At 51.4% G+C, this 21844-nt stretch carries 18 protein-coding genes; 15 read left to right on the top strand and 3 right to left on the bottom strand.

Annotation, left to right across the window (positions count from 1 at the left end):
• Positions 1 to 81: 81 nt before the first annotated feature.
• From HZU75_RS00705 to HZU75_RS00635, 15 genes are all read left to right on the top strand, one after another.
• Positions 82 to 978 (top strand): LysR family transcriptional regulator ArgP, encoded by an 897-nt coding sequence (locus HZU75_RS00705; RefSeq protein ID WP_180307319.1) that lies wholly within the window; start codon positions 82 to 84, stop codon positions 976 to 978.
• A 176-nt stretch (positions 979 to 1154) separates the two neighbouring features.
• The gene (locus tag HZU75_RS00700) at positions 1155 to 1871 is read left to right on the top strand and encodes an energy transducer TonB (RefSeq protein WP_180307318.1); all 717 of its coding nucleotides are present in this window, start codon (positions 1155 to 1157) and stop codon (positions 1869 to 1871) included.
• A 9-nt stretch (positions 1872 to 1880) separates the two neighbouring features.
• Complete coding sequence (locus HZU75_RS00695; RefSeq protein ID WP_180307317.1) at positions 1881 to 2552, top strand: MotA/TolQ/ExbB proton channel family protein; 672 nt, start codon at positions 1881 to 1883, stop codon at positions 2550 to 2552.
• Entirely contained in the window at positions 2539 to 2967 is a 429-nt protein-coding gene (locus HZU75_RS00690) for an ExbD/TolR family protein (RefSeq protein ID WP_180307316.1), read from the top strand. The genes HZU75_RS00695 and HZU75_RS00690 overlap by 14 nt, the downstream gene beginning before the upstream one ends.
• A 293-nt stretch (positions 2968 to 3260) precedes the next feature.
• Positions 3261 to 5492 (top strand): TonB-dependent receptor, encoded by a 2232-nt coding sequence (locus HZU75_RS00685; protein ID WP_180307315.1) that lies wholly within the window; start codon positions 3261 to 3263, stop codon positions 5490 to 5492.
• Positions 5493 to 5578: 86 nt separating this feature from the next.
• Positions 5579 to 6259, top strand: a complete 681-nt coding sequence (locus tag HZU75_RS00680; RefSeq protein ID WP_180307314.1) for a Fe2+-dependent dioxygenase — start codon at positions 5579 to 5581, stop codon at positions 6257 to 6259.
• A gap of 89 nt (positions 6260 to 6348) precedes the next feature.
• A complete protein-coding gene (locus HZU75_RS00675; RefSeq protein ID WP_180307313.1) occupies positions 6349 to 7128 on the top strand; it encodes a substrate-binding periplasmic protein in 780 nt (259 codons plus the stop codon).
• A 157-nt stretch (positions 7129 to 7285) separates the two neighbouring features.
• Positions 7286 to 8593, top strand: a complete 1308-nt coding sequence (locus HZU75_RS00670) for a hemolysin family protein (RefSeq protein WP_180307312.1) — start codon at positions 7286 to 7288, stop codon at positions 8591 to 8593.
• A gap of 165 nt (positions 8594 to 8758) precedes the next feature.
• Positions 8759 to 9391, top strand: coding sequence for a uracil phosphoribosyltransferase (gene upp / locus HZU75_RS00665; protein WP_180307311.1), 633 nt, complete (start codon positions 8759 to 8761; stop codon positions 9389 to 9391).
• Between the two features lie 8 nt (positions 9392 to 9399).
• Entirely contained in the window at positions 9400 to 10629 is a 1230-nt protein-coding gene (locus tag HZU75_RS00660) for a uracil-xanthine permease family protein (protein ID WP_180307310.1), read from the top strand.
• A gap of 196 nt (positions 10630 to 10825) precedes the next feature.
• Complete coding sequence (locus HZU75_RS00655) at positions 10826 to 12511, top strand: glutamine--tRNA ligase/YqeY domain fusion protein (protein WP_180307309.1); 1686 nt, start codon at positions 10826 to 10828, stop codon at positions 12509 to 12511.
• Between the two features lie 93 nt (positions 12512 to 12604).
• Positions 12605 to 13042, top strand: a complete 438-nt coding sequence (locus HZU75_RS00650; protein ID WP_180307308.1) for a hypothetical protein — start codon at positions 12605 to 12607, stop codon at positions 13040 to 13042.
• A gap of 70 nt (positions 13043 to 13112) precedes the next feature.
• Complete coding sequence (locus tag HZU75_RS00645) at positions 13113 to 14831, top strand: ABC transporter ATP-binding protein/permease (protein ID WP_180307307.1); 1719 nt, start codon at positions 13113 to 13115, stop codon at positions 14829 to 14831.
• Positions 14832 to 14893: 62 nt separating this feature from the next.
• Positions 14894 to 15961, top strand: a complete 1068-nt coding sequence (gene hemE, locus HZU75_RS00640) for a uroporphyrinogen decarboxylase (RefSeq protein WP_180307306.1) — start codon at positions 14894 to 14896, stop codon at positions 15959 to 15961.
• A gap of 402 nt (positions 15962 to 16363) precedes the next feature.
• Positions 16364 to 18544, top strand: coding sequence for a primosomal protein N' (locus HZU75_RS00635; protein WP_228028136.1), 2181 nt, complete (start codon positions 16364 to 16366; stop codon positions 18542 to 18544).
• Between the two features lie 94 nt (positions 18545 to 18638).
• Here the strand turns inward: HZU75_RS00635 and HZU75_RS00630 are convergent, their stop codons facing one another.
• From HZU75_RS00630 to HZU75_RS00620, 3 genes are all read right to left on the bottom strand, one after another.
• Entirely contained in the window at positions 18639 to 18971 is a 333-nt protein-coding gene (locus HZU75_RS00630) for a hypothetical protein (RefSeq protein ID WP_180307305.1), read from the bottom strand.
• 18 nt (positions 18972 to 18989) lie between these two features.
• On the bottom strand, positions 18990 to 19967 hold the full coding sequence (locus tag HZU75_RS00625; protein WP_180307304.1) for a DUF4349 domain-containing protein: 978 nt from the start codon (positions 19965 to 19967) through the stop codon (positions 18990 to 18992).
• A 133-nt stretch (positions 19968 to 20100) separates the two neighbouring features.
• Positions 20101 to 21813 (bottom strand): DUF2813 domain-containing protein, encoded by a 1713-nt coding sequence (locus HZU75_RS00620; protein WP_180307303.1) that lies wholly within the window; start codon positions 21811 to 21813, stop codon positions 20101 to 20103.
• Between the last annotated feature and the right edge of the window lie 31 nt (positions 21814 to 21844).

The raw sequence follows: 21844 nt of genomic DNA, 5'->3' as shown, positions 1-21844 counted from the left end.
ATTGTCCAAAGTTATGCTTGCTAAATAAAGAATATTTAAATTATCTTGTTGATCATTAAAAATACTTAATTTAGGTGTGCGATGCAATTCGATCATCGGCAGGCAGAAGCGCTATTGGCCGTGGTGGATAGTGGCAGTTTTGAGCAGGCCGCACTAGCTCTGCATCTGACTCCTTCGGCTATCTCGCAGCGGGTTAGGCAGCTAGAAACTGCGTTGGGTACACCTTTGCTGGTGCGCTCCCGCCCATGCCGTGCCACGCTGGCTGGTCAGCAGTTATTACAGTATTTGCGCCGAGCGCGGCTACTGGAGCAAGATTTTTTGGCCGGCTTTTCTGGTGAGGCCAGCGCGCCGCTGGCTGTGCCATTGGCGGTTAATGCAGACACCTTGAGCACTTGGCTTCTGCCTGCCTTGAGTGAGTTTTTGATCACGGAAAACGTGTTGATTAGCCTGATTGTGGACGATCAAGACCATACCTACAGCTTAATGCAGGAAGGTCAGGCTTTGGCGTGTGTATCGGCCGAGCCTCATCCAATGCAGGGCTGCGTCGTGCATCAACTGGGTATTTTGCGCTACCGAATGTTGGCTTCACCGGCGTTCTATCAACGATGGTTTGCCCATGGTTATGAGCGCGAAGCGGCGCGATTAGCGCCGGTTATGGTGTTTAACCGCAAAGATGCATTGCAATCGAATTTTTTGTTGCAACTATTTGGCCTGCGTCCTGGTGCGTACCCAGAGCATCATGTCCCGGCTAGCGAGCCTTATTTGCAGTCGATTTTACTGGGGCTGGGCTATGGCATGGTGCCGCATTTGCAGGCCGATCCCTTGATTGGGAGCGGTGAATTAATCGATGTTGCTCCACAGAAGCCCACAGATGTGATGCTGTATTGGCATCACTGGAAGGTTCAGCCGCCGCGGTTGGAGCGTTTATCGCGGCGCTTAGTTGATTCGGCGCGTCAGCGCTTATTGCAACCGGATTAATTGGATGTATATCCGCGAATCTATTTAATTAATTGATTTATGTGTGTATACCATGCCGGGTATTGTGCTTTGCTATGGCGAATTTTGTTGGGTTGAAGTGTAAAAAGCACGGCTAAGCAATGAAAAAATACCATTGTTTTGTTGCAAATGGGAATGGTTATCAGTAATATGTGCGAATGATTCTCGATAACAAATTTACATTGATCGCGGTAATCGGTGTGCATTGTGCGCTGTTTTATCAGCTAAGCCAGCATTCGCGGCCAAGTGCACCAACCGAACCGATTTTTATGCAGGCCATGCCGCTGGCAATGGGGCCGCGCCAAGCTGAGCCGCAAGTCCAAGAGCAGAAGCCGCTACCGAAAGTGCGGCAAAAAATCAAAGAAGTGCGACAGAAGGTTCAGGAACGTGTGGCTAAGTCTACGCAGATTAAAACTACGCAACTCCAGCCTGAAACGCCGGATCGTGCGGCAACACTGGAAGTCGCTGCGGCAAAAAACAGCGCACAGCGTGACGAGCCACTGCGTGGTGAGGCAAAAACAAGTAATGAGGCTGCCGTTAATCCGAGCGGTGGGCAAGAGGGGCAGAGCAAACAAGTCGAACCCGTACTCAGTGCACCGAGTTTTCATGCCAATTACCTGAGCAACCCCAAGCCGCCATATCCGCCAGCGTCTTTGGCGTTGAATGAGCAAGGCGTGGTGTATCTGCGGGTACAGGTGAACGCAGCAGGTTTGCCGGAAAAAATCGAATTACATAAAAGCAGCGGTTTTGCGCGGCTCGATGCGGTGGCACAAAGCACCGTGCAGCGCTGGCGCTTTGTGCCGGCCAAGCGGGGTGATGAGCCGGTGGCAGGTTCAGTGGTAGTGCCGGTTAATTTTTCAATCAAGAAGTCGTAAGGATAAGTGATGGATTTGTCTCTGGTTTTGCATTCGGGCGATCCGATTTTGCAGTCGGTGTTTGGCTTGCTGGTGTTGATGTCGGTGGTGAGCTGGGTGGTGATTATTGCGCGTTCACGTTTGTTGTGGGTGATGAAGCGCCATCAGCAAAAATTCATGGCCTCATTCTGGGAGGCGGGTGATTGGCAAGAGGCGCTGGGCTTGGCGGAGCGTCATCAGGCACCCGCTGCAAAGCTCGCTCGTGCCGGTGCCGATAGTTTGCGCCATTACCGCGCGCACGAAGGTGGTGGTTTGGGCAAGGCCGTGTCGCTGGATGATTATCTGGTGCGTAATCTGCGCACCAAACTGAGCCAAGAGACCGCCAAGATGGAGCGTGGCCTGACTTGGTTGGCCACGACGGGGTCGGTATCACCCTTTATTGGTTTATTTGGCACGGTGTGGGGTATCTATCACGCTTTGGTCGGTATCGCGACGGCGGGTAATGCATCACTGGCCACGGTCGCTGCGCCGATTGGTGAGGCATTGGTGGCCACCGCTGCAGGCTTGGCGGTAGCAATCCCCGCTGTGATTGCCTACAACGCGTTCATTCGTACCAACCGCCGGTTTGCGCAAGAGCTTGATGGCTTTACCCATGACTTGCATGCCCAATTGCTGACGGAGGGTGGTCATGGCGTTCGGTAGTTTTTCCTCGCAAGATGCGGCGCCGATGGCAGAAATTAACACCACGCCATTGGTTGATGTGATGCTGGTGCTGTTGGTAGTGTTTATTGTGACTGCGCCGGTTATGACGCACGCAGTTCGTGTTGAGTTGCCTAAGGCGAGTGCGGCCGTGGTTGAGCAAACTAAACAGCCAATTAAGTTAACACTGCAGGCTGAAGGTGGTTTGTTGGATGATCAAACGCCGGTGCAGCCTGAGGCACTTGATGCGCGCTTTGCTGCGGCATTTGCTACCGACCCGTTAACCGAAGTGCATTTGTATGCGGATAAAACGGTGCAATACGAACGGATTGCGCAAACGATGGCTGCGGCACAACGAGCCGGTTTGACGCGGATTGGTCTGATGACCAGTGCGGAAAACACAGCAGGAAGCAAGTGATCTAGCTTTAAGTGATCACTCACGAAAATTGTATTTACGCGGCCCATTGCAGTGCGCGATTGGCCAACAACGAAAACGCTTGAACGGGCGGGGTGGCCGCCGCAATTGGATTAATCACGGAATGTCAATGAATCAAGCAGGGACTAGCGGCTGTATTTGCCGGCGACTGTTTAACTCCGTCAGCTCGACGGCGGGTACGGCTGTGCCTTGATTTTGATTGATTAACCAACACGCGGCGGGTTAATCCCGCCTTTTTTTTGCCCATTTTTCCTAGTAGCAACACAGAGAAGACCATGAGAGAGATACATAAAAAGAAAACAGGCGTTCGCCATTTGGCGAAATACCCGGCGGCGGCAGCGTTATTTGGCGTTGTGGCTGGTGGTGCGCAGGCGGCTGATGCTGTGCTTGCGCCTGTTGAGGTGACGGCGCCAGCTGCCAATAAAAACGGTACTGCGGATACATATAAGGCGCCGACCGTTTCGGTAGGCCGCACCAAGCAAGATGCACGGGATGTGCCGCAATCGGTAACCAGCATTACCCAGCAAGTGATGCATGACCAAGATGCAAATACCTTGAAAGAGGCGCTGCGCAATGCGGTTGGCGTTACATTTAATGCTGCTGAAGGTGGTGCCAGTGGTGATGGCGTGCGGATTCGTGGTTTTGCGGCATCGAACGATTTGTATTTGGATAACTTCCGCGATTCTGCGCAATACAACCGCGATACGTTTAATACCGATACGGTTGAAGTACTGCGTGGCCCTGCTTCTATGTTGTATGGCCGTGGCTCTACGGGGGGTATTGTAAATCAGGTTAGTAAAGCGCCGTTCCGTGGCGATTTAAATCAGCTAACGACCACCATTGGTACCGATAGCTATTACCGTGCCGAAGGCGATTTTAATCGCTCAATTGGTGAAAGCTCGGCGGCGCGTTTGACGGTTATGGGGCAGAAGGCGGGTAGTTTCCGTGAGGGCGCTGAGTTGAATCGCTGGGGCGTGGCTCCGAGTGTGAAATTTGGGATTGGCGAGCCGACCGAAATTACCTTGTCTTACCTGCATTACCAAGAAGACAACGTACCCGATTACGGTGTGCCGTATTACCGCAAGGCAACGACATCAAGCAATCGCCCGAGCAGTAGCTCAATCCACGGCACCGATACCCCGATTGATCGCGCCGATACTTTTTATGGTTTGAAAGATTTCGATAGCGAAAAAACGCAAACCGACGTACTAAGCGCCATTGTGCAGCACCAATTGGCGCCGAATATGGTGCTGAAAAACAGTACCCGTTATGGTCAGTATGATTTGGATCTGCGTGCGAGCGCACCGGGTATTAGCTTTGCCAATACCAATGAAGCTCTTAGCGATAAAACGACCATTACCCGTGGCCGCAAACTACGCCAGCGTGATCAGGAAATTATCTCAAACGTTACGGATCTACTGTGGGATTTTGAAACTGGCACTCTGCGCCACAATGTGCTAGCTGGGGTTGAATTAACCCGCGAGAAACTCCTAAGTACTGGACGTACACAACTGGCCGCTGGTGGCAAAACTAGCTGCGCTCTGCCAAGCACAACGGTTGGCAATCCGATCACCAGCGGTGTGCCAAATTGTAACGAGCCAATCAAAACAGGCGAGTCAGAATCAACCGCCGATACCCTAGCATTTTATGTGCAAGATATGATTGATCTGAACCCACAGTGGAAAATGCTGCTGGGAGCACGTTTTGATCGCTTTAAGGCACAAACCGAAAATCGCAGCTTTACCGCCAGCAAGGCCGCTGATCCAACTGGCCGCACTGATAATGTCTGGAGCTGGCGTACCGGCCTGATCTATCAGCCTGATCAGCAGCAATCGTACTATATCTCTTACGGCACTTCGTTTAACCCATCGGCAGAGGCTTATTCCACCGACCCGCGTGGTGCGATGACCGATCCGGAGAAAAACGCCAATTATGAAATCGGTGCTAAATGGACGCTGCTAGAGGGGGATCTCGCCTTGCGCGCAGCACTGTTCCGTACCGTGAAAACCAATGAGCGCCAAACTGATATCGAGCAAGGTGTTATCAAGCCGTATCTCTTGTCAGGTAAGCGCCATACCGATGGTATTGAGCTCGAAGCGGCGGGTCGGATCAGTGATAAATGGCAAGTCTTTGCCGGTGTCGCGCTGATGGATCCAGTGATCGATAAAGTGGCAGGAACTTCACCGAAAGAGCAAGAAGGCAATATGCCTGATAATGCACCACGTTACACCGCCAACTTGTGGACAACCTATCAAATTGATGGCAACTGGAAAGTGGGTGGTGGCGCCAATGCGATGGGTAAACGCTATACAGATTTGAATAATGTGGTGAATTTGCCAAGCTTTGTGCGTTGGGATGCCATGGCTGAATGGAATCAGCGTGATCTGAGCGTGCAGCTAAATGTGTATAACGTATTTAATACCGCACATTATGAAGGCTTGTACCGTGGTTTTGCGGTGCCTGGCACTGGTCGCGCAGCACGTGTAACCGTTGGGTATAAGTTCTAAGTCTAGATATTAATTTTTGTTTAGCTAAATACATGGCCGGGTATTGCCCGGCCATGCGTCTTTGATGTTTGATCTGGAAGCCAATTATGCTGATTCATATTCCTCAGGTGCTCGATACTGCAACAGTAAAAGCCTGCCGTGCTCGGCTCGATCGTGCAGAGTGGCTAGATGGCCGTATCACGGCTGGCACTCAATCGGCCAAAGTCAAAAACAATGAGCAATTGCCTAATGATGATCCAGAAGCAGTTGCGGTGCGGCAAGTGATTTTGGCGGCTTTGGAAAAAAACGAGTTGTTCTTTGCTGCGGCGTTGCCGAAGCGAATTTTCCCGCCTTTGTTTAACCGATATGGTGCCGGCATGACCTTTGGTAACCATGTTGATAATGCGATCCGCCGTATCACCGAAACCGGGGAGTGGGTACGTTCAGATTTATCAGCCACCTTGTTTTTTTCTGAGCCGGAAGAGTACGAGGGCGGCGAATTGGTGATTGAAGATACCTTTGGTCTGCATGAAGTGAAGCTCGCGGCAGGCGATATGATTTTATATCCATCAAGCAGCCTGCATCGTGTCGAACCAATTACGCGCGGAACTCGGGTAGCTTCGTTTATGTGGATGCAAAGCATGATTAAAGATGTTGGTGAACGCGGTCTCTTGTTTGATTTAGATACCGGTATTCGCCAGATTCGTGCGGAGCTGGGGGATACGCCAACCGCAGTCCAATTAACCGGTGTGTATCACAATCTGTTACGCAAATGGAGCGAAATCTAAGCATCTGTTGCTAAGGCTTTGTACGGGAAAACCCTAGTGGTTGCGCTTTGACTATCCTCTATAAAGTAATTTTACCCTCAGGTTTCAATATGGCCACGCACTTAGCCTGCCGCAGTCGCAAAATTTGCTGGCCCATTTTATTGTTTGCTACTTGCCTGAGTGCCGCCGCGTGGGCTGAGCCCCTCGAGTTACTGGTCGAAGATGCGGCCGAACCTTTTTCCAAAGCAGATGGCACCGGCTACTCCAATGATGTTGTGCGCGCAGCCTTTGCCGCAGTTGGGGTCGAGGTAAAGTTAACTGTAGTGCCATATTCACGCTGTAAAGCCATGGTGCTCGATGGTGCAGTGGCGGGCTGTTTTAATATGGCTTGGGAGCCTGCGCTAGAAGGAAAAGTAAAGTTTGCCGACGAGCCGCTGTACCGTGCACTTGGCGTTTATTTTCAGAATAAAGCGCACCCACTGAGCGTGAAAAAAGAAAGCGAGCTCGCCGCCCCAGTTCGGATTGGTACTGTCAAAGATTACGAATATGCTGATTCCGCCCTGCAAACAAAGGCGCGTGGGGCAACTTTCTTCCCCGGGCGCAGTGAGCAAGTTAGTTTGCGGCGTTTGGCAGAGGGTAAGCTTGATGCAGCTTTAGTGATTTCCAATGAATTGCAAGGTTCACAATATTGGGCCGAAAGTGCAGGGGTCGATAAAAAAGTCGAAGTCGCTTTTCCAAGTACCCATACCTTGGTGTTTATCGGTTTTAGTGCCAATCACCCGCAAGGCGCTTGGGCGCTGGAAAAATTTAATCAAGGCCACAAAATCATTCGTGATAACGGTTTGGTTACGCAATTACGCAGCAAATGGTCTGCGCCGACTAAAAAATAATTTTTCTCGAGGTATGTGGCTGTAATCCTTTTTATTTAATGGATGGCTGTATATACGGTGTAATTATTTGGGTTTTTGCCAGTTTTATTGCACCGACTACCTGTGCAATGGCGGGCTTGTGGCACAATAGACTCCCCTTCTTTCTTGTTTGTGATTCATGGAAATCTTTATTTTACTCGGCTTGATTTTGCTTAACGGTGTGTTCGCGATGTCCGAAATCGCACTAGTGACTGCGCGCAAGGCGCGGCTGAACAAAATGGCTGAGGCTGGAAATAAGGGGGCGGCTGTTGCGTTGGAGTTGGGGGCTGATCCTACAAAATTCATGTCTACCGTGCAGATCGGTATTACGTCGATCGGTGTATTAAGCGGCATTGTGGGTGAATCGGTTTTGGCGGCACCCTTTGCCGATTGGCTAATGACATTTGGGTTGCCCGAGCAGCTGAGCGACACCAGTGCCACGGTCTGCGTTGTGGTTAGTGTGACGTATTTTTCAATTGTCTTGGGTGAGTTAGTCCCCAAACGTCTAGGGCAAATTAGCCCTGAATTAATTGCCACGCTGGTGTCACGTCCTTTGCAAATGCTGGCATTGGTTACTCGACCATTTGTGCGGTTGTTAAGTGTGTCAACTGCCTCAATTTTGCGTGTGCTGGGCGCCAATCAGCATGCCACGCCAAGCGTAACGCAAGACGAAATCGATGCAATGTTGATTGAAGGCTCTGAAGCAGGCTTAATTGAAGCCCATGAGCACACCATGGTACGAAATGTTTTGCGCTTGGATGACCGCATGGTGACTTCATTGATGGTGCCACGTGGTGACGTGGCTTATCTTGATCTGGCCGAGCCACTTGAGGCCAATTTGGCCCGAGTGGCGCAAGCTGATTACTCGCGCTTTCCGGTGTGCCGCGATGGGCTGGAAAATTTGCTAGGAGTGCTGAGCACCAAAGAAATCTTGAAGAAGATGCTCAACGGCCAGCAGGTTGATTTATCTGCGCAATTACAGCCTTGCGTGTTTGTACCTGAAACCCTCACTGGGCTTGAACTATTAGAGCAAATGCGCTCCTCGGGCGTCGAGTTAGTGTTTTTGGTTGATGAATATGGCGAATTGCAAGGCTTGGTTACACTGCAAGATGTATTGGAAGTCTTAACTGGCGAGTTTATGCCGCAGAATATTGAAGATGCGTGGGCTGTGCAGCGGGCTGATGGTTCATGGCTGCTCGATGGTCTGATTCCTATTCCAGAACTCAAAGATAAATTGGCGCTGCAAACTGTGCCAGATGAAGATAAAAATAGTTACCACACCCTAAGTGGGATGGTGATGTTATTGTTAGGGCGAATGCCACGAACTGGCGACATCACTTATTGGGAGCATTGGTCTTTGGAGGTGGTCGATATGGATGGTCATCGCGTAGATAAGATTCTTGCCACCGAGCACATTGGTGCCGATAGCATCACCAAAAATGGCTAATGACGAAAACCACCCTTAGCGGTGGTTTTTTTTCGCCTAAGATGGGCATCAGTGCTGCTGCAGGTTTTTGATACCGAACAAATAACTCGCAAACACAGGAATTTCCTCAATAGCGAATTTACGGCAAATATTTACAATGGCGTCATTAAAAAAGAGGATAAAAATATGCAAATCACCGTAGTGAACCACCCCCTTGTGCAGCACAAGCTGGCTTTGATGCGCGAAGCCGATGTGTCGACCAATAAATTTCGCCTGTTGACTGAAGAACTGGCACGCCTACTGGCTTATGAAGCTACGCGTGATTTGGAATTGGAAGATGTCACGATCAATGGCTGGTGCGGTGAAGTGCAGGTTAAAAAGATCAAAGGCAAAAAACTCACTGTGGTGCCGATTCTGCGTGCGGGCTTAGGAATGCTCAATGGCGTGCTCGATCTGGTGCCGTCGGCCAAAATCAGTGTCGTCGGCTTGGCGCGCGATGAAGAAACATTGCAGCCGGTGCCATATTTCGAGAAATTCGTTGGCGATCTGCAAGATCGTCTGGCCTTGATTATTGACCCGATGCTGGCAACTGGTGGCTCGCTGGTGGCAACCGTCGATATGCTCAAACGCAATGGCTGCAAAGACATTATCGCGATTGTGATGGTGGCCGCGCCCGAAGGCGTTAAGTTGATGAATGAAAAGCACCCTGACGTCAAAATTGTTAGTGCCTCGCTCGACTCGCATCTCAACGAGCAGGGATATATCATTCCTGGTTTAGGTGATGCAGGCGATAAAATTTTTGGCACCATCAATAAATAAGGCGCGCTATGTTTAACGAAATTAAGCAGTTTATTTCTGGTGCCCAGATTTTATTTGTCGCCTTTGGCGCGCTGGTATTGGTGCCATTGCTGACGGGCTTAAACCCTGCGATGGCGTTGTTGGGTGCAGGTGTTGGTACCTTGATGTTCCAACTGATTACCAAACGGCAAGTGCCGATTTTTCTGGGCTCTTCATTTGCATTTATCGGGCCGATTATTTTTGCCATGCATACCTGGGGGCAGGGCGCGACGCAGTTCGGGCTGTTTTTTGCCGGACTGATGTATTTTATTATTGCCGGTTTGATCAAATGGCGTGGCATGGGGTTTATTCATAAATTACTGCCGCCAGTGGTGATTGGCCCGGTGATTATGGTGATTGGTTTGTCGGTGGCGGTTGCTGCTTCTGGTATGGCCATGGGGCAGGGTGGTGGTAAGCAGTTGGTGCCGTATGGCGTGTCGCTGTTGCTGGCGACTATTTCGCTGACAACAACCATTATCGTGTCGGTGTTTGCCGGTGGCATGCTGCGCTTGGTGCCGATTTTATCGGGCGTGGTGGCGGGCTATATCGCTGCAGTGTTTTTGGGCGTGGTTGATTTGTCAGGTATTGCTAATGCACCGTGGTTTGCCATGCCGCATTTTGTAACGCCGGAAGTGAACTGGGCAGCGGCGCTGTTTATGTTGCCGGTGGCGATTGCCCCGACGATTGAGCATATTGGTGGTGTGATGGCGTTGGGCAAAGTCACTGGTCAAGATTACACGGTCAATCCTGGCCTGCATCGCACCTTGGGTGGTGATGGCTTGGGCGTGTGTTTTGCTGGCTTGATTGGTGGCCCCCCAATTACAACTTATGCCGAAGTCACAGGCGCGCTGATGATTACGCGCAATTTCAATCCGGTGATCATGACTTACGCTGCCGTATTGGCGGTGATCTTGGCATTCTTTGGCAAATTTAATGCCATTCTGGTGTCTATTCCAATGCCGGTGATGGGCGGGATTATGGTCTTGCTGTTTGGTACGATTGCGTCGATCGGCCTGAAAACACTGATCGACAGCAAGGTGGATCTGATGCTGCCGCGCAATCTGGTGATTGTGTCGGTGGTGCTGACCTGCGGGATTGGCGGCCTGATGGTGCAAGTGGGTAATTTCAACTTGGTGGGTGTAGGCTTAGTGAGTGTGTTGGCAATTGTGCTGAATTTGCTATTGCCTAATCCGCCAGCCGAGCCAGCAGCAGAGATTTAATTGTTATGGGTATATTCTTGTAGATTATGTTATTTATAGTCTGCGAGGATATACCCTAGTTGTGTGTTAAATGGCGAGCCAGTCTCGCCATTTTTTATCGTGCCGTGAAAATCGCCACACCTTTAAGACAGCCCGCGATGCGGCTGGGTTTGGTAGAATCACGGCTTAAATTCAATTTATTGTCGAACCGAGTGTTATGAGCCAAGAAAACGCAGTTGCCCCGACCAGTAATTTTGTCCGTCAAATCATTGATGCCGATCTGGCTAGCGGTAAACATCAGGCTGTCCAGACGCGCTTTCCACCGGAGCCCAATGGCTATCTGCATATTGGTCATGCCAAATCGATTTGTCTGAATTTCGGCATTGCCGCGGATTATCAAGGTCGCTGCAATCTGCGTATGGACGACACCAATCCAGAAAAAGAAGAAGACGAATACGCCGCAGCGATTGAAGCCGATGTGCGCTGGTTAGGTTTTGAGTGGAATGGCGATGTACGCCATACCTCGGATTATTTCGACCAATTGCACGGCTACGCCATTGAGCTAATCAAAGCTGGCAAGGCCTTTGTGTGCGACTTAAACGCCGAAGAGATGCGCGAGCACCGTGGCGATTTTCAAAAACCCGGTCGTAACAGCCCATACCGTGATCGCTCGGTGGTAGAAAACCTCGACCTGTTCGAGCGGATGAAAAACGGCGAATTTGCCGATGGTAGCAAAACGCTGCGCCTGAAAATTGATATGGGCTCGCCCAATCTGAATTTGCGCGATCCGGTGTTCTACCGCATCAAGCGCGCAACGCACATCAAAACCGGTGATAAATGGTGCATCTACCCGATGTACGACTATTCGCACTGCATTTCCGATGCGCTGGAAGGCATTACGCATAGCCTGTGTACGCTGGAGTTTGAAGACCATCGCCCGCTGTACGACTGGGTTTTGGATAACATCACCATCCCTTGCCATCCACAACAGATCGAGTTCTCGCGTCTTGAGTTGCTGTATTCGATTACGTCAAAACGCAAGCTGAATCAGCTTGTGACCGAAGGTCTGGTCAGCGGATGGGATGATCCGCGTTTGACGACCATCAGCGGCATGCGTCGCCGTGGTTATAGCCCAGCCGGTATTCGCCTGTTTGCGCAGCGCATCGGCGTGAGCAAAGGCGAGAACATCATTGATTTCTCGATTTTGGAAGGCGCTGTGCGTGAAACACTGGAAACTGAAAGCCCACGTGTGATTGCGGTGCTCAACCCAATTAAAGTGACGCTGACCAATTTTGAAGCGGGCGTGACCGGTAGCCGTAGCGCACCGTTCCATCCCCATCACGAAGAAATGGGCGAGCGCGAGATTCCAATCAGTCCGACTTTATGGATCGAGCGCGATGACTTTGCTGAAGAGCCACCGAAAGGCTGGCAACGCCTGACCTTGGGTGGCGAGGTGCGCTTGCGTTACTCCTATGTGATTAAGTGCGATGAAGTGATCAAAGACGCTAACGGCGAAATCGTTGAACTGAAATGCTCGATTGACCCGAAAACGCTCGGCCAAAATCCAGAAGGGCGCAAAGTGAAAGGCGTGATCCACTGGATTTCGGCGGAGCACGCGATTGAAGCTGAAGTGCGCCTGTATGAGCGCCTATTCACTGAGCCGCGTCCTGATGCGATTCGTGGCGAAGATGGTCAATATCTCGACTTTAAGCAGTTCATTAATACCGAATCGCTCAAGACAATTACGGCCTATGTCGAAGCGTGCGTCAAAGATGCCGCACCAGAGACTCGCTATCAGTTTGAGCGTTTGGGCTACTTTGTTACTGACCGCCATGATCACAAAGCGGGCGGCAAGCCGGTGTTTAACCGCACGGTGACGCTGAAAGATTCTTGGGCGAAATAAGCTGTAGTGCTCGCAATTTGTTGTGATGATTGATGGGGCAGTTTGGTGACGCCAATCTGCCCTTAACGCTGAATGGAAATTGGAAAACACACCATGAAACTTGGATTGAAATCGGTATCTATTAGTGGATTGCTTTTGCTCTCATCCATCGCGCTGGCCCAAGACCCAGCGAGCACTGAGCCAGTAGTTAGTAGCAAACCTGAAGTGATTATCGCCAAAGGCAAAGTGGGCCAAGCTCCGGTGCAATTGGTTTACGATTATTTAGCTGATCGCATTGCCAATGAATATGGGGTTAGCGAGTTTCAAAATCTGCAAATTACGCAAAAATCAGCAGGTGCAGAAGACTTTAGCAATGTATCACTCGAAGTTTTACAAACCGGTTTGCTCGATGATGCCATCGCTGCGCAGCGCTATCGGTTTAAGCTAAATGTCAATGAGGAATCACGCGTCTGGCAAATCAAATCTGTTTCGCAAGAATGGCAATGCCGTCGTGGTAATAAAAAGGCTTGGACTCAAAAGCCTTGTAAATAAACCACTATTGTCCTTGTAACGAGCGCGCTGGCGCTCGTTTTTTGTATTTGCGCATAATTTGGATCAGAGTATGTCGGCCGCTAAAGCTCCTACTGTTCGTCATTTGTTTCGCAATTTCTGGCGTATCGCCAAACCGTATTGGGTATCAGAAGATAAGTTATATGCTTGGGGGTTACTGGCGCTGGTGATTAGCCTGTCGCTCGGTTTGGTGTATATGAATGTCCAGTTCAATAGCTGGTACAACGAGTTCTACAACACCCTGCAAAACCTAGATGCCAAAGGCTTTAAAGCCGCTCTGTATAAATTTGGCTATTTGGCTTTTGCTTATATCGTGATTGCCGTATATGCGATCTGGTTCCAACAAATGCTGGAAATCCGCTGGCGCAAGTGGGCAACGATTCATTACACGCAAAAATGGTTGAGTGAAAACAACTTCTACCGCCTGCAACTGACCGACGCCAATACCGATAACCCTGATCAGCGTATTGCCGAAGACGTTGGCCAATTTGTGTCGATCTCATTGTCTCTCTCTTTAGGCTTATTGCGCTCGGTAGTGACGCTGGTATCGTTTATCGGTATTTTGTGGACGCTTTCCGGTCCGCTTAAATTCATGCTGGGTGGCTCGGAAGTCACGATTCATGGTTATATGGTCTGGGTGGCGATTATTTACGCGCTGATTGGTACTGGGATTACCATTTTGCTCGGCCGCCCTTTGGTCGGGTTGAACTTTATGCAACAACGCTATGAAGCTGATTTCCGTTTTGGCTTGGTGCGTGTGCGGGAAAATGCCGAATCAATTGCGCTGTATGCTGGCAGCAAAGACGAGCAAGAGCGCTTGGGCTATCGCTTTTTGAATGTGGTAAATAATTTCTGGTCACTGATGCGCATGAACAAGCGCCTGACTTGGTTTACCTCATTCTGGGGGCAATTGGCGATTATTTTCCCACTGATCGTCGCCGCGCCGCGCTTTTTTGCCAAAGAAATCCCACTCGGTGGTCTGATGCAAATTAACTCGGCTTTCGGTCAAGTATACGGTGCGCTGGACTTTATCATCGGCAGCTTTAGCACGCTGGCCAATTGGAAAGCGGTGATTGATCGTTTGACCACTTTTGAGCGCAGTGTAGACACTGCCGCTCAATTGCCGCGCATTAACCCGCAGCCCATTAGCCAAGGCTTGGAGTTAAAGCAGCTTAATGTCACTAAGCCAAACGGTGAAGTGCTGCTAGCTGATCTCAATCTGGAGCTCGGAGCTGGTGATACAGTACTGATTCGCGGTAAATCGGGTAGTGGTAAGTCGACGCTGTTGCGCTCCTTGGCAGGTATATGGCCATATGCGCAAGGTTACCTTGGTGTGCAGAGCAATACCCGTAGTTTATTTCTGTCGCAAAAACCATATATGCCGCTGGGTAGCCTGCGGGCTGCGCTGTATTACCCTAATGATGTTGAGCAGGATGATGGCCAAATCGCCGAATTGCTGACGATGGCCGGTTTGGCGCATTTGCTGCCACGTCTCGATGAAATCGATGCTTGGTCACATGTCTTGAGTTTGGGTGAGCAGCAACGAATTGCCTTGCTACGCGCGATTTTGGTGAAACCCGATTTCCTGTTTATGGATGAATCAACCTCGGCGCTCGATGCTGATGGCGAAGCGGTGCTGTACCAAGCGGTGCGCGAAGCGATGAAAAACGGCGTAATGATCAGTGTAGGCCATCGTGTTGGCTTGACGGAATATCATGCCCAAGTGCTCGATTGTCATGGTAACGGTCAATGGGCACTCAATACGCTGTAACGCGATTTAGATTTTGAATTAATTAATGATGAAAAGCTCTTAGCCGAGCTGATTGGAAAAACATGCTAAAAAATGACACCTTCCTGCGTGCGCTATTGCGTGAACCTGTTGACTACACGCCAGTGTGGATGATGCGCCAAGCGGGGCGCTACTTGCCCGAATACTGTGCAACGCGCAAACAGGCGGGTTCGTTCTTGCTGCTGTGTAAAAACACCGATTTGGCGACCGAAGTGACGCTGCAACCCTTGGAGCGCTTCCCGCTTGATGCGGCGATTTTGTTCTCTGATATTTTGACTGTGCCGGATGCCATGGGTTTGGGTCTCTATTTTGCCGAAGGCGAAGGCCCGAAATTCGAGCGCACGGTGCGCACCGAAGAAGACGTGGCCAAGCTATTTGTGCCGGATGTGAATACCGAGCTCAAATACGTGATGGATGCGGTGTCTTCTATTCGCAAGGGCCTCGATAATCGCGTACCGCTGATTGGCTTCAGTGGCAGCCCGTATACGCTGGCCTGCTATATGATCGAAGGTGGTTCATCGGATGACTATCGCAATATCAAAACCATGATGTATGCGCGTCCAGACCTGTTGCACCGTATCTTGGAGGTGAATACCCTCACAGTAATTGACTACCTCAATGCGCAAATCGAGGCCGGTGCACAAGCGGTGCAGATTTTTGATAGCTGGGGCGGCTCACTGCCATTTGGCAAATATCAGGAATTCTCGCTGCAATACATGGCCCGCATTGTGGCTGGGCTGAAACGCGAAAATGAAGGCCGTAAAGTGCCGGTGATTGTGTTCACCAAAGGTGGTGGCCAGTGGCTTGAAGATATCGCCGCCACCGGTTGCGATGCAATTGGTTTGGATTGGACTACTGACATCGGCCAAGCGCGCCGTCGTGTCGGTGATAAAGTCGCTTTGCAAGGTAATTTCGACCCCGTAGCCTTGTTTGCTCCGCCTGCTGCGATTGAGGCCGAGGTTAAACGCATTATCGCTAGTTATGCCAGCGCAGGTGAGGCAAAAACTGGCCATGTGTTCAATTTAGGGCACGGTATTTCGCAGTACACCAACCCCGATCATGCCGCAGCGCTGGTGGCCGCAGTGCATCGGTTTTCTGGCAAAAAAGCTTAATGCTTACAGCCGGTCTTTTATTTGTAATGTAATTAAAAATCAGTAGCTTGGCGTGATGTTTTGAAGTGTTGTGCTGCAAACAAACGCCAAGTTATGCACAAATCAAAATTAGCCAATTTGTGCTTGTCAATAGGCTGCAAAAATAAAGTTGCAAATCGTTGACAAATGCTAAGATGTTGAATTTATTGAATATAATTTTGCAGCTTAATTTTTGTGCAATCTAAACATCATCAAGCGCCCATTGGGTTTTTTCTGGTTTTAAGCACTTAGTCCACAAAATTATCCACAGAATCTGTGAATAACCATTTTACGGCAATTTTTGTGCCAGATTGGCCGTGGAGGGGCTAGACAAATGGGTGATTTGATGATTTTTAAACTTCAAAAACAGGGTGCGCAAACGCGGTGAGCGGCAGCTTTGTGATGGTGGCGCTGGATGTGCCGCTGAATCGTCTTTTTGGCTACGGTGTCGGTGATTTTGACCCGCAGGTCGGTCAGCGCGTCATCGTGCCGTTTGGCCCGCGTCAGTTATCGGGCGTGGTGATCGAGCGCCGCACCGATGCGGGTGATTTCACTGGCAAAACGCGCAATATTCTGGCTGTGCGGGATGATTTGCCGGCCTTGCCAGCGGCGACGCTCTCTCTGTGCCAATTTGTGGCTGATTATTATCACCATCCGATGGGCGCGGTGATTAGCAGTGCTTTGCCGACGGTATTTCGCAATGTGCCCGCGTTTAAAGCACCTGCCCCAGCTTGTGTTTACTACACGCCAGATCTGCAAAAATTGCTAGCCAGTATCGGCAAACGCGCCCATGCGCAGCGGCGCGTGGCTGAGTCGCTCGCCTTGCCGCATACCCCCGCAGCGCTGCGCCGTGTGCATGATAGCGGCGTGAAATGGGCTAAAGGCTGGCTGGAAGCGGGTTTGGTGTGTACGGCGGCAGAAACCTCGGTGCTGGCCGCGGCTAGCCCATGTTTACCGCTGAATGCTGAGCAAAGCGATGCGGTGGCTCGGCTGAGCTCAGCACAAGGATTTGAACCGTTTTTACTGTATGGCATTACCGGTAGCGGTAAAACCGAGGTCTACCTGCAAACCATCGCCGCCGTGCTGGCACGTGGTAAACAGGTCTTGGTGCTGATTCCCGAAATTAACCTGACTCCGCAGCTGGAAGGGCGTTTTCGTGCACGGTTTCCCGGTGTGCACATGGCCTGCTTACACAGCGGCTTGAACGATACCGAGCGTGCGGTCAATTGGCTGGCCGCCTTATCGGGTAATGCGCGGATTGTATTGGGAACGCGTTTGGCGGTGTTTACCCCGCTGCCGCAGCTTGGCATGATCGTCGTCGATGAAGAGCACGACCCATCATTCAAGCAGCAAGAGGGTTTACGTTATTCGGCGCGCGATGTCGCGGTTTATCGCGCCCGCACCGCCGGTGTACCGATTGTATTAGGCAGTGCTACCCCCAGTATCGAGAGCTGGGCCAATGCTAGAGCGGGACGCTACCAGATACTCCAGCTCAAAGAGCGCGCAGTGCCCGGAGCGGTGTTGCCCAAGATCACGTTGTTGCCAGTTAAAAAAGCGGGTTTGATCGATGGCTTTAATCGGATGGCCTTCGCCAGAATGCACGAAGCCCTTGATCGCGGCGAGCAGGTTTTGGTGTTTATCAATCGCCGTGGTTATTCGCCGGTGCTGCAATGCGGTGAGTGTGGCTGGATGGCGTCGTGCCAGCACTGCTCGGCGCGGCTGGTATTGCATATGCGTGATCGCCGGCTGCGTTGTCACCATTGCGGCTTTGAAGAGGCGATTACCCATGCCTGCCCTGATTGCGGTAACCAAGACCTGAAACCTGTCGGGCAAGGTACACAGCGGCTAGAAGAATCACTTGCCACGCATTTTCCCGGCAAAATGATCTTGCGCATTGATCGCGACAGTACGCGCCGTAAGGGGGAAATGGATGCGGCGCTGGCACAAGTACATTCGGGCGAGGCTGATATTCTGATCGGCACGCAAATGCTGGCCAAAGGGCATGATTTTGATCGGCTCAATTTAGTCATTGCGCTCAACGCCGATACCGGCTTATTTAGCGTTGATTTTCGCGCCGAAGAGCGCCTGTTTGCGCTGCTAACGCAAGTGGCAGGTCGAGCAGGGCGGCGCGAAACGCCGGGCGAGGTGATGATACAGACCGCGTTTGCCGACCACCCGTTTTATCACCAATTGCTGGGCCGCGATTACGCGCCGTTCGCCGAGCGTACTTTGATCGAACGTACTGAAATGTTGCTGCCGCCTGCCGCCGCATGGGCGCTTTTTCGCGCCGAAGCGCCGGAAATCGAGCAGGCCTTGGCAATTCTAAAATTGATCCGGGCGTGTTTTGAGCAACTCGATAGCAATCTGCTACAGCCGATTACGCTTAATCAACCCGTGGCGGCCACAATGGTGAAGCGCGCCGGGGTTGAACGTGCCCAGCTATTAATCGCCGCGCCGCAACGCGCCCAATTACAACGCGCACTGCATCAGGCCATGCCGCACATCGAAGTGATCAAAACCGGCAAGGGACGCTGGAGTTTGGATGTTGATCCTATTGAGGTATAGCTATCAAGGCCAATGAATGTATTGGTTTGATGTCTATACATGCATCGGTATGGTCAGGTCGGGTGACGCGCAGAGCATCGATGATGCCCCGCGTTTAAAAACGTCCCATCGGCGACCAATAGTTAAAGGCCACAATACTTAATGCCACCCAAGCCCACGTGCCGAGGGTTAATAGCAGCCATTTTCTTTGGTAGGTCCATAAAAACAGCAGCCAGCAGAGTGCAGACATCAGCAGTGGCAAACATTGTATCCACAGCGATAGCCAAAAATAGACTTCGACTTTTTTCGGATGCATGTGCCCGAGCGCAATCACAAACAGCGTCATGCCATAAAAGAAATAGGCCAGCATTAAGCCCAGCAGGCTTTGCAATGCATGTCGCCAAGGCGCAAAACGCTGGCTTTTTTTGAAATCTAGGCGTGTCAGCATTTGATTGTTCCTCTGCGATTATTCCACTGGGTCTGGCTGCGAGGCTGTAGCAGGATGCTTACTCCGCCAGTTGTGCCACGCCAGTGTAAGCAAACCGAGCAATAGCCATAGCGGCCATAGATAGCTTAGTCCCACCAATACATCTAATGCACCAGTCCAACCGGCATGCAGCCCAGTCAGTACCCTTTCGCCAAATCCCAGCCCTGCGGCGGCAAGCTCTGCAGCAATATCGGCGTGTTCGCTGCGACTGATTTTTCGTTCTTGATAAAGTCGTAGTTGGATCGTGCTAAACGCCACTTGATCGGCAATTAGCTTGCTCTGTAGCAAGGCCATATCCTGCTGAGCCTGAAGCTGGTTTTTCGCCAGTATGCGCTCGGTTTGGCTGGCTGCGTTGGCATTCACTGGGTTGCTCAGCGCCTGCGCACTGGCTTGATTGCGCGCTTGAGCCAGCTGCTGTTGCAGCAGTTCTAGCGCCACATCTTGCGCGGTGAATTCTCGCTCGTCCAAAAACACCACCAGCGGCGCAATCTCATGCAGCAAGGCTTGAGTATTGGCGCTAGGCACGCGCAACGTGATTTCGCCGTTGAGGCTGTATTCGGTGAGCCGCAAGATCTGGCCATTGGGCTGTTTGCTTTCATGACTGCTGTGTTGCTGCGCGGCGATGTGATTGAGGGTAACAAAACCGCCCAACTTAGTGACGATGTTCTCAATCTGCAAGCTGGACTGATACACATCTTTGACTTGAAAACGAACGTTTGCCTCGCGAATTAATTGCCGATTGCTGGGCGTTTCACTCGTTGCGCTCGATGTGAGCTGCTCAGTCTTGCTCGGTGCTTGATCTGCTGCTTGATCTGCTGCTTGATCTGCTGCTGGGGCTGCACGCACTGGTGCCGAAGCTGCGACCGTTGCAGACATTTCGCTGCTCATTTCTTCTTTTTTGCCACAGGCGGTGATTAAGCAAATACTCAGCAGGGCGGGGATGGCAAATGCGCGCATGGTCATGTCCAAGTGGAAGGCTTGTCGCAGTGTAGTGCCCTACAGCGCAGGCACGCTGTAACCAAATGGCATTGAGTTTTTACCAAAGTAAGTAAAATGTACGAAATTTGTAATGCTACGGAGGGCCTTAAATTTAATAGTCGGGAAGGGTATTGCTTAGCGCTTGCAGCGTGCTAAACATCGCCTGCAGTTGTTGCGGAATGCTGTCGCGACCTTTGATCTCGGCCGCTTCGGCGATTTCCAGCGCCATGCCCGGTTTGCTGTGATAGCGCAGCGCGCGGGCGATAATTTCTTCATCGCTATAAATGACCGGGGTTTGTAAGGCTAGCGCTGCGGCGTGTTGCGGTGACATTGGTGTTTTCAAATTGCTGGCGGCTTGGCGGTACACGGTGTCAAAACCATGCTCCCACAAATAATGCTCGATATCACGGCTGGGCAGTACGGTAATGTGGCGCTCTTGCGCGCGCTCGCGTAATAGCTTTTGCGCACGTTGTAGGTATTTTTGCCCTGCATCGTCGCCATCGCAAATTACATGCCAATGAATGCCCAAGTGATCGGCAAATTTGATCAATGGCGCGAGGCCTGCCTGCGCAAACTCGACGCAGCGGATGCCTTCCAGCGGGAAATTAAGCCCGCAAATACGCGCCAATTCAGGCAATAACCAAAACTCGGTTTCACCCTCGACCAGTAGCCAAACCCGCGCAAACATGCTGCTGGCGCGGTTGCTGCGGATATGAAATGCCACCTTGCGCGCGTCGCTAATCGACAGGGCATTAGCCGCCAACTGATACACATGCACATGATTCGGCCAGCGCACCAGCCGGCGCAGCGCGTGCTGTGGAAAGCTGGCCAGTAAATCGCCATGATTGGTAGTAATGATTTTTTGCAGCGGCAATTGCTCGATCAGGCCCCAGATCATCGCCAACTGTATTGGGTGCAGGTGGGTTTCGGGGTCTTCCATTACCAGAATTGGGCTGGCTTCACCACTGAGCGCTTGCTCGCCGCGCGCATGTAGCAAAGCACCAATCAGCATCAGCAAGGCCACGCGTCGCAGATTTGAGCCAGAGCGATTGGCGATTTCCAGCAGGCTATCGTCATCACGAAAATTGAGCGGCGCAGTGGCAATTTGTTCGGCCAGCCTTTGGGTTGGCGCATCAGGCTGAACCAAGCTAGCGTTTTCGCTCAGTAGCTGTTGCATCGCGGCCAGACCTTGGCGTAATTCCTGCGGGTGCAATTGATGCGGTACGGTCAAAATCCGCTCAAACACGGTGCGTACTGCATCGCTAGCCGGTAGTTGTGGGTCTTCCGGCTGTGGCTGGTTAGAAAGCCGTGGGTGCTCCAACCAATCGGTCAATTGCATATCGCGAAAACGCAGTACGGGGTGGAGCTTGATCAAACCATCGGCCAGTACATCACTCTGGGCGTGCTCGATTTCGGTGCCGTCGGCATCCACAAAAAACCGTCGCGCCCGAATCTCGCGGTGGCCAAAGCGCTCGGCGATAAACCGTAGCGCCAAGGTCGGGATCAAGCTGCTGTTATCACTGTTGCGGGTAGGATAAAAGCACAGTGGTTCATAGTCACTAGAGGGGGTATTGCCTTGAAAGTACAGTGTGATATTGAGTCGGCGGGCAATACTGGCACGGCTATTGGCTACGCGATGAAAGTCTTCGTGTGTAAAAAGACTTGCCACTGGCGCAGGCGCAGTCAGGCAACGGCATAGCGCGACGATCAGGCTAGTTTTGCCCCAGTTATTTTCGCCAAACAGCGCCGTCGCGATCTCATCCAGCGTTAAATCAATCTGGCTGATGCCGCGAAAATTGGTCACTTGCAGGCGTGTGAGTTGCATGATGAACTTTTGTTGCAGAGGTCAACCCATA

The organism is Chitinibacter fontanus (assembly GCF_013423785.1).
Taxonomy (GTDB): Bacteria; Pseudomonadota; Gammaproteobacteria; order Burkholderiales; family Chitinibacteraceae; genus Chitinibacter; species Chitinibacter fontanus.
This window is presented reverse-complemented; position numbering and strand designations above follow the sequence as displayed.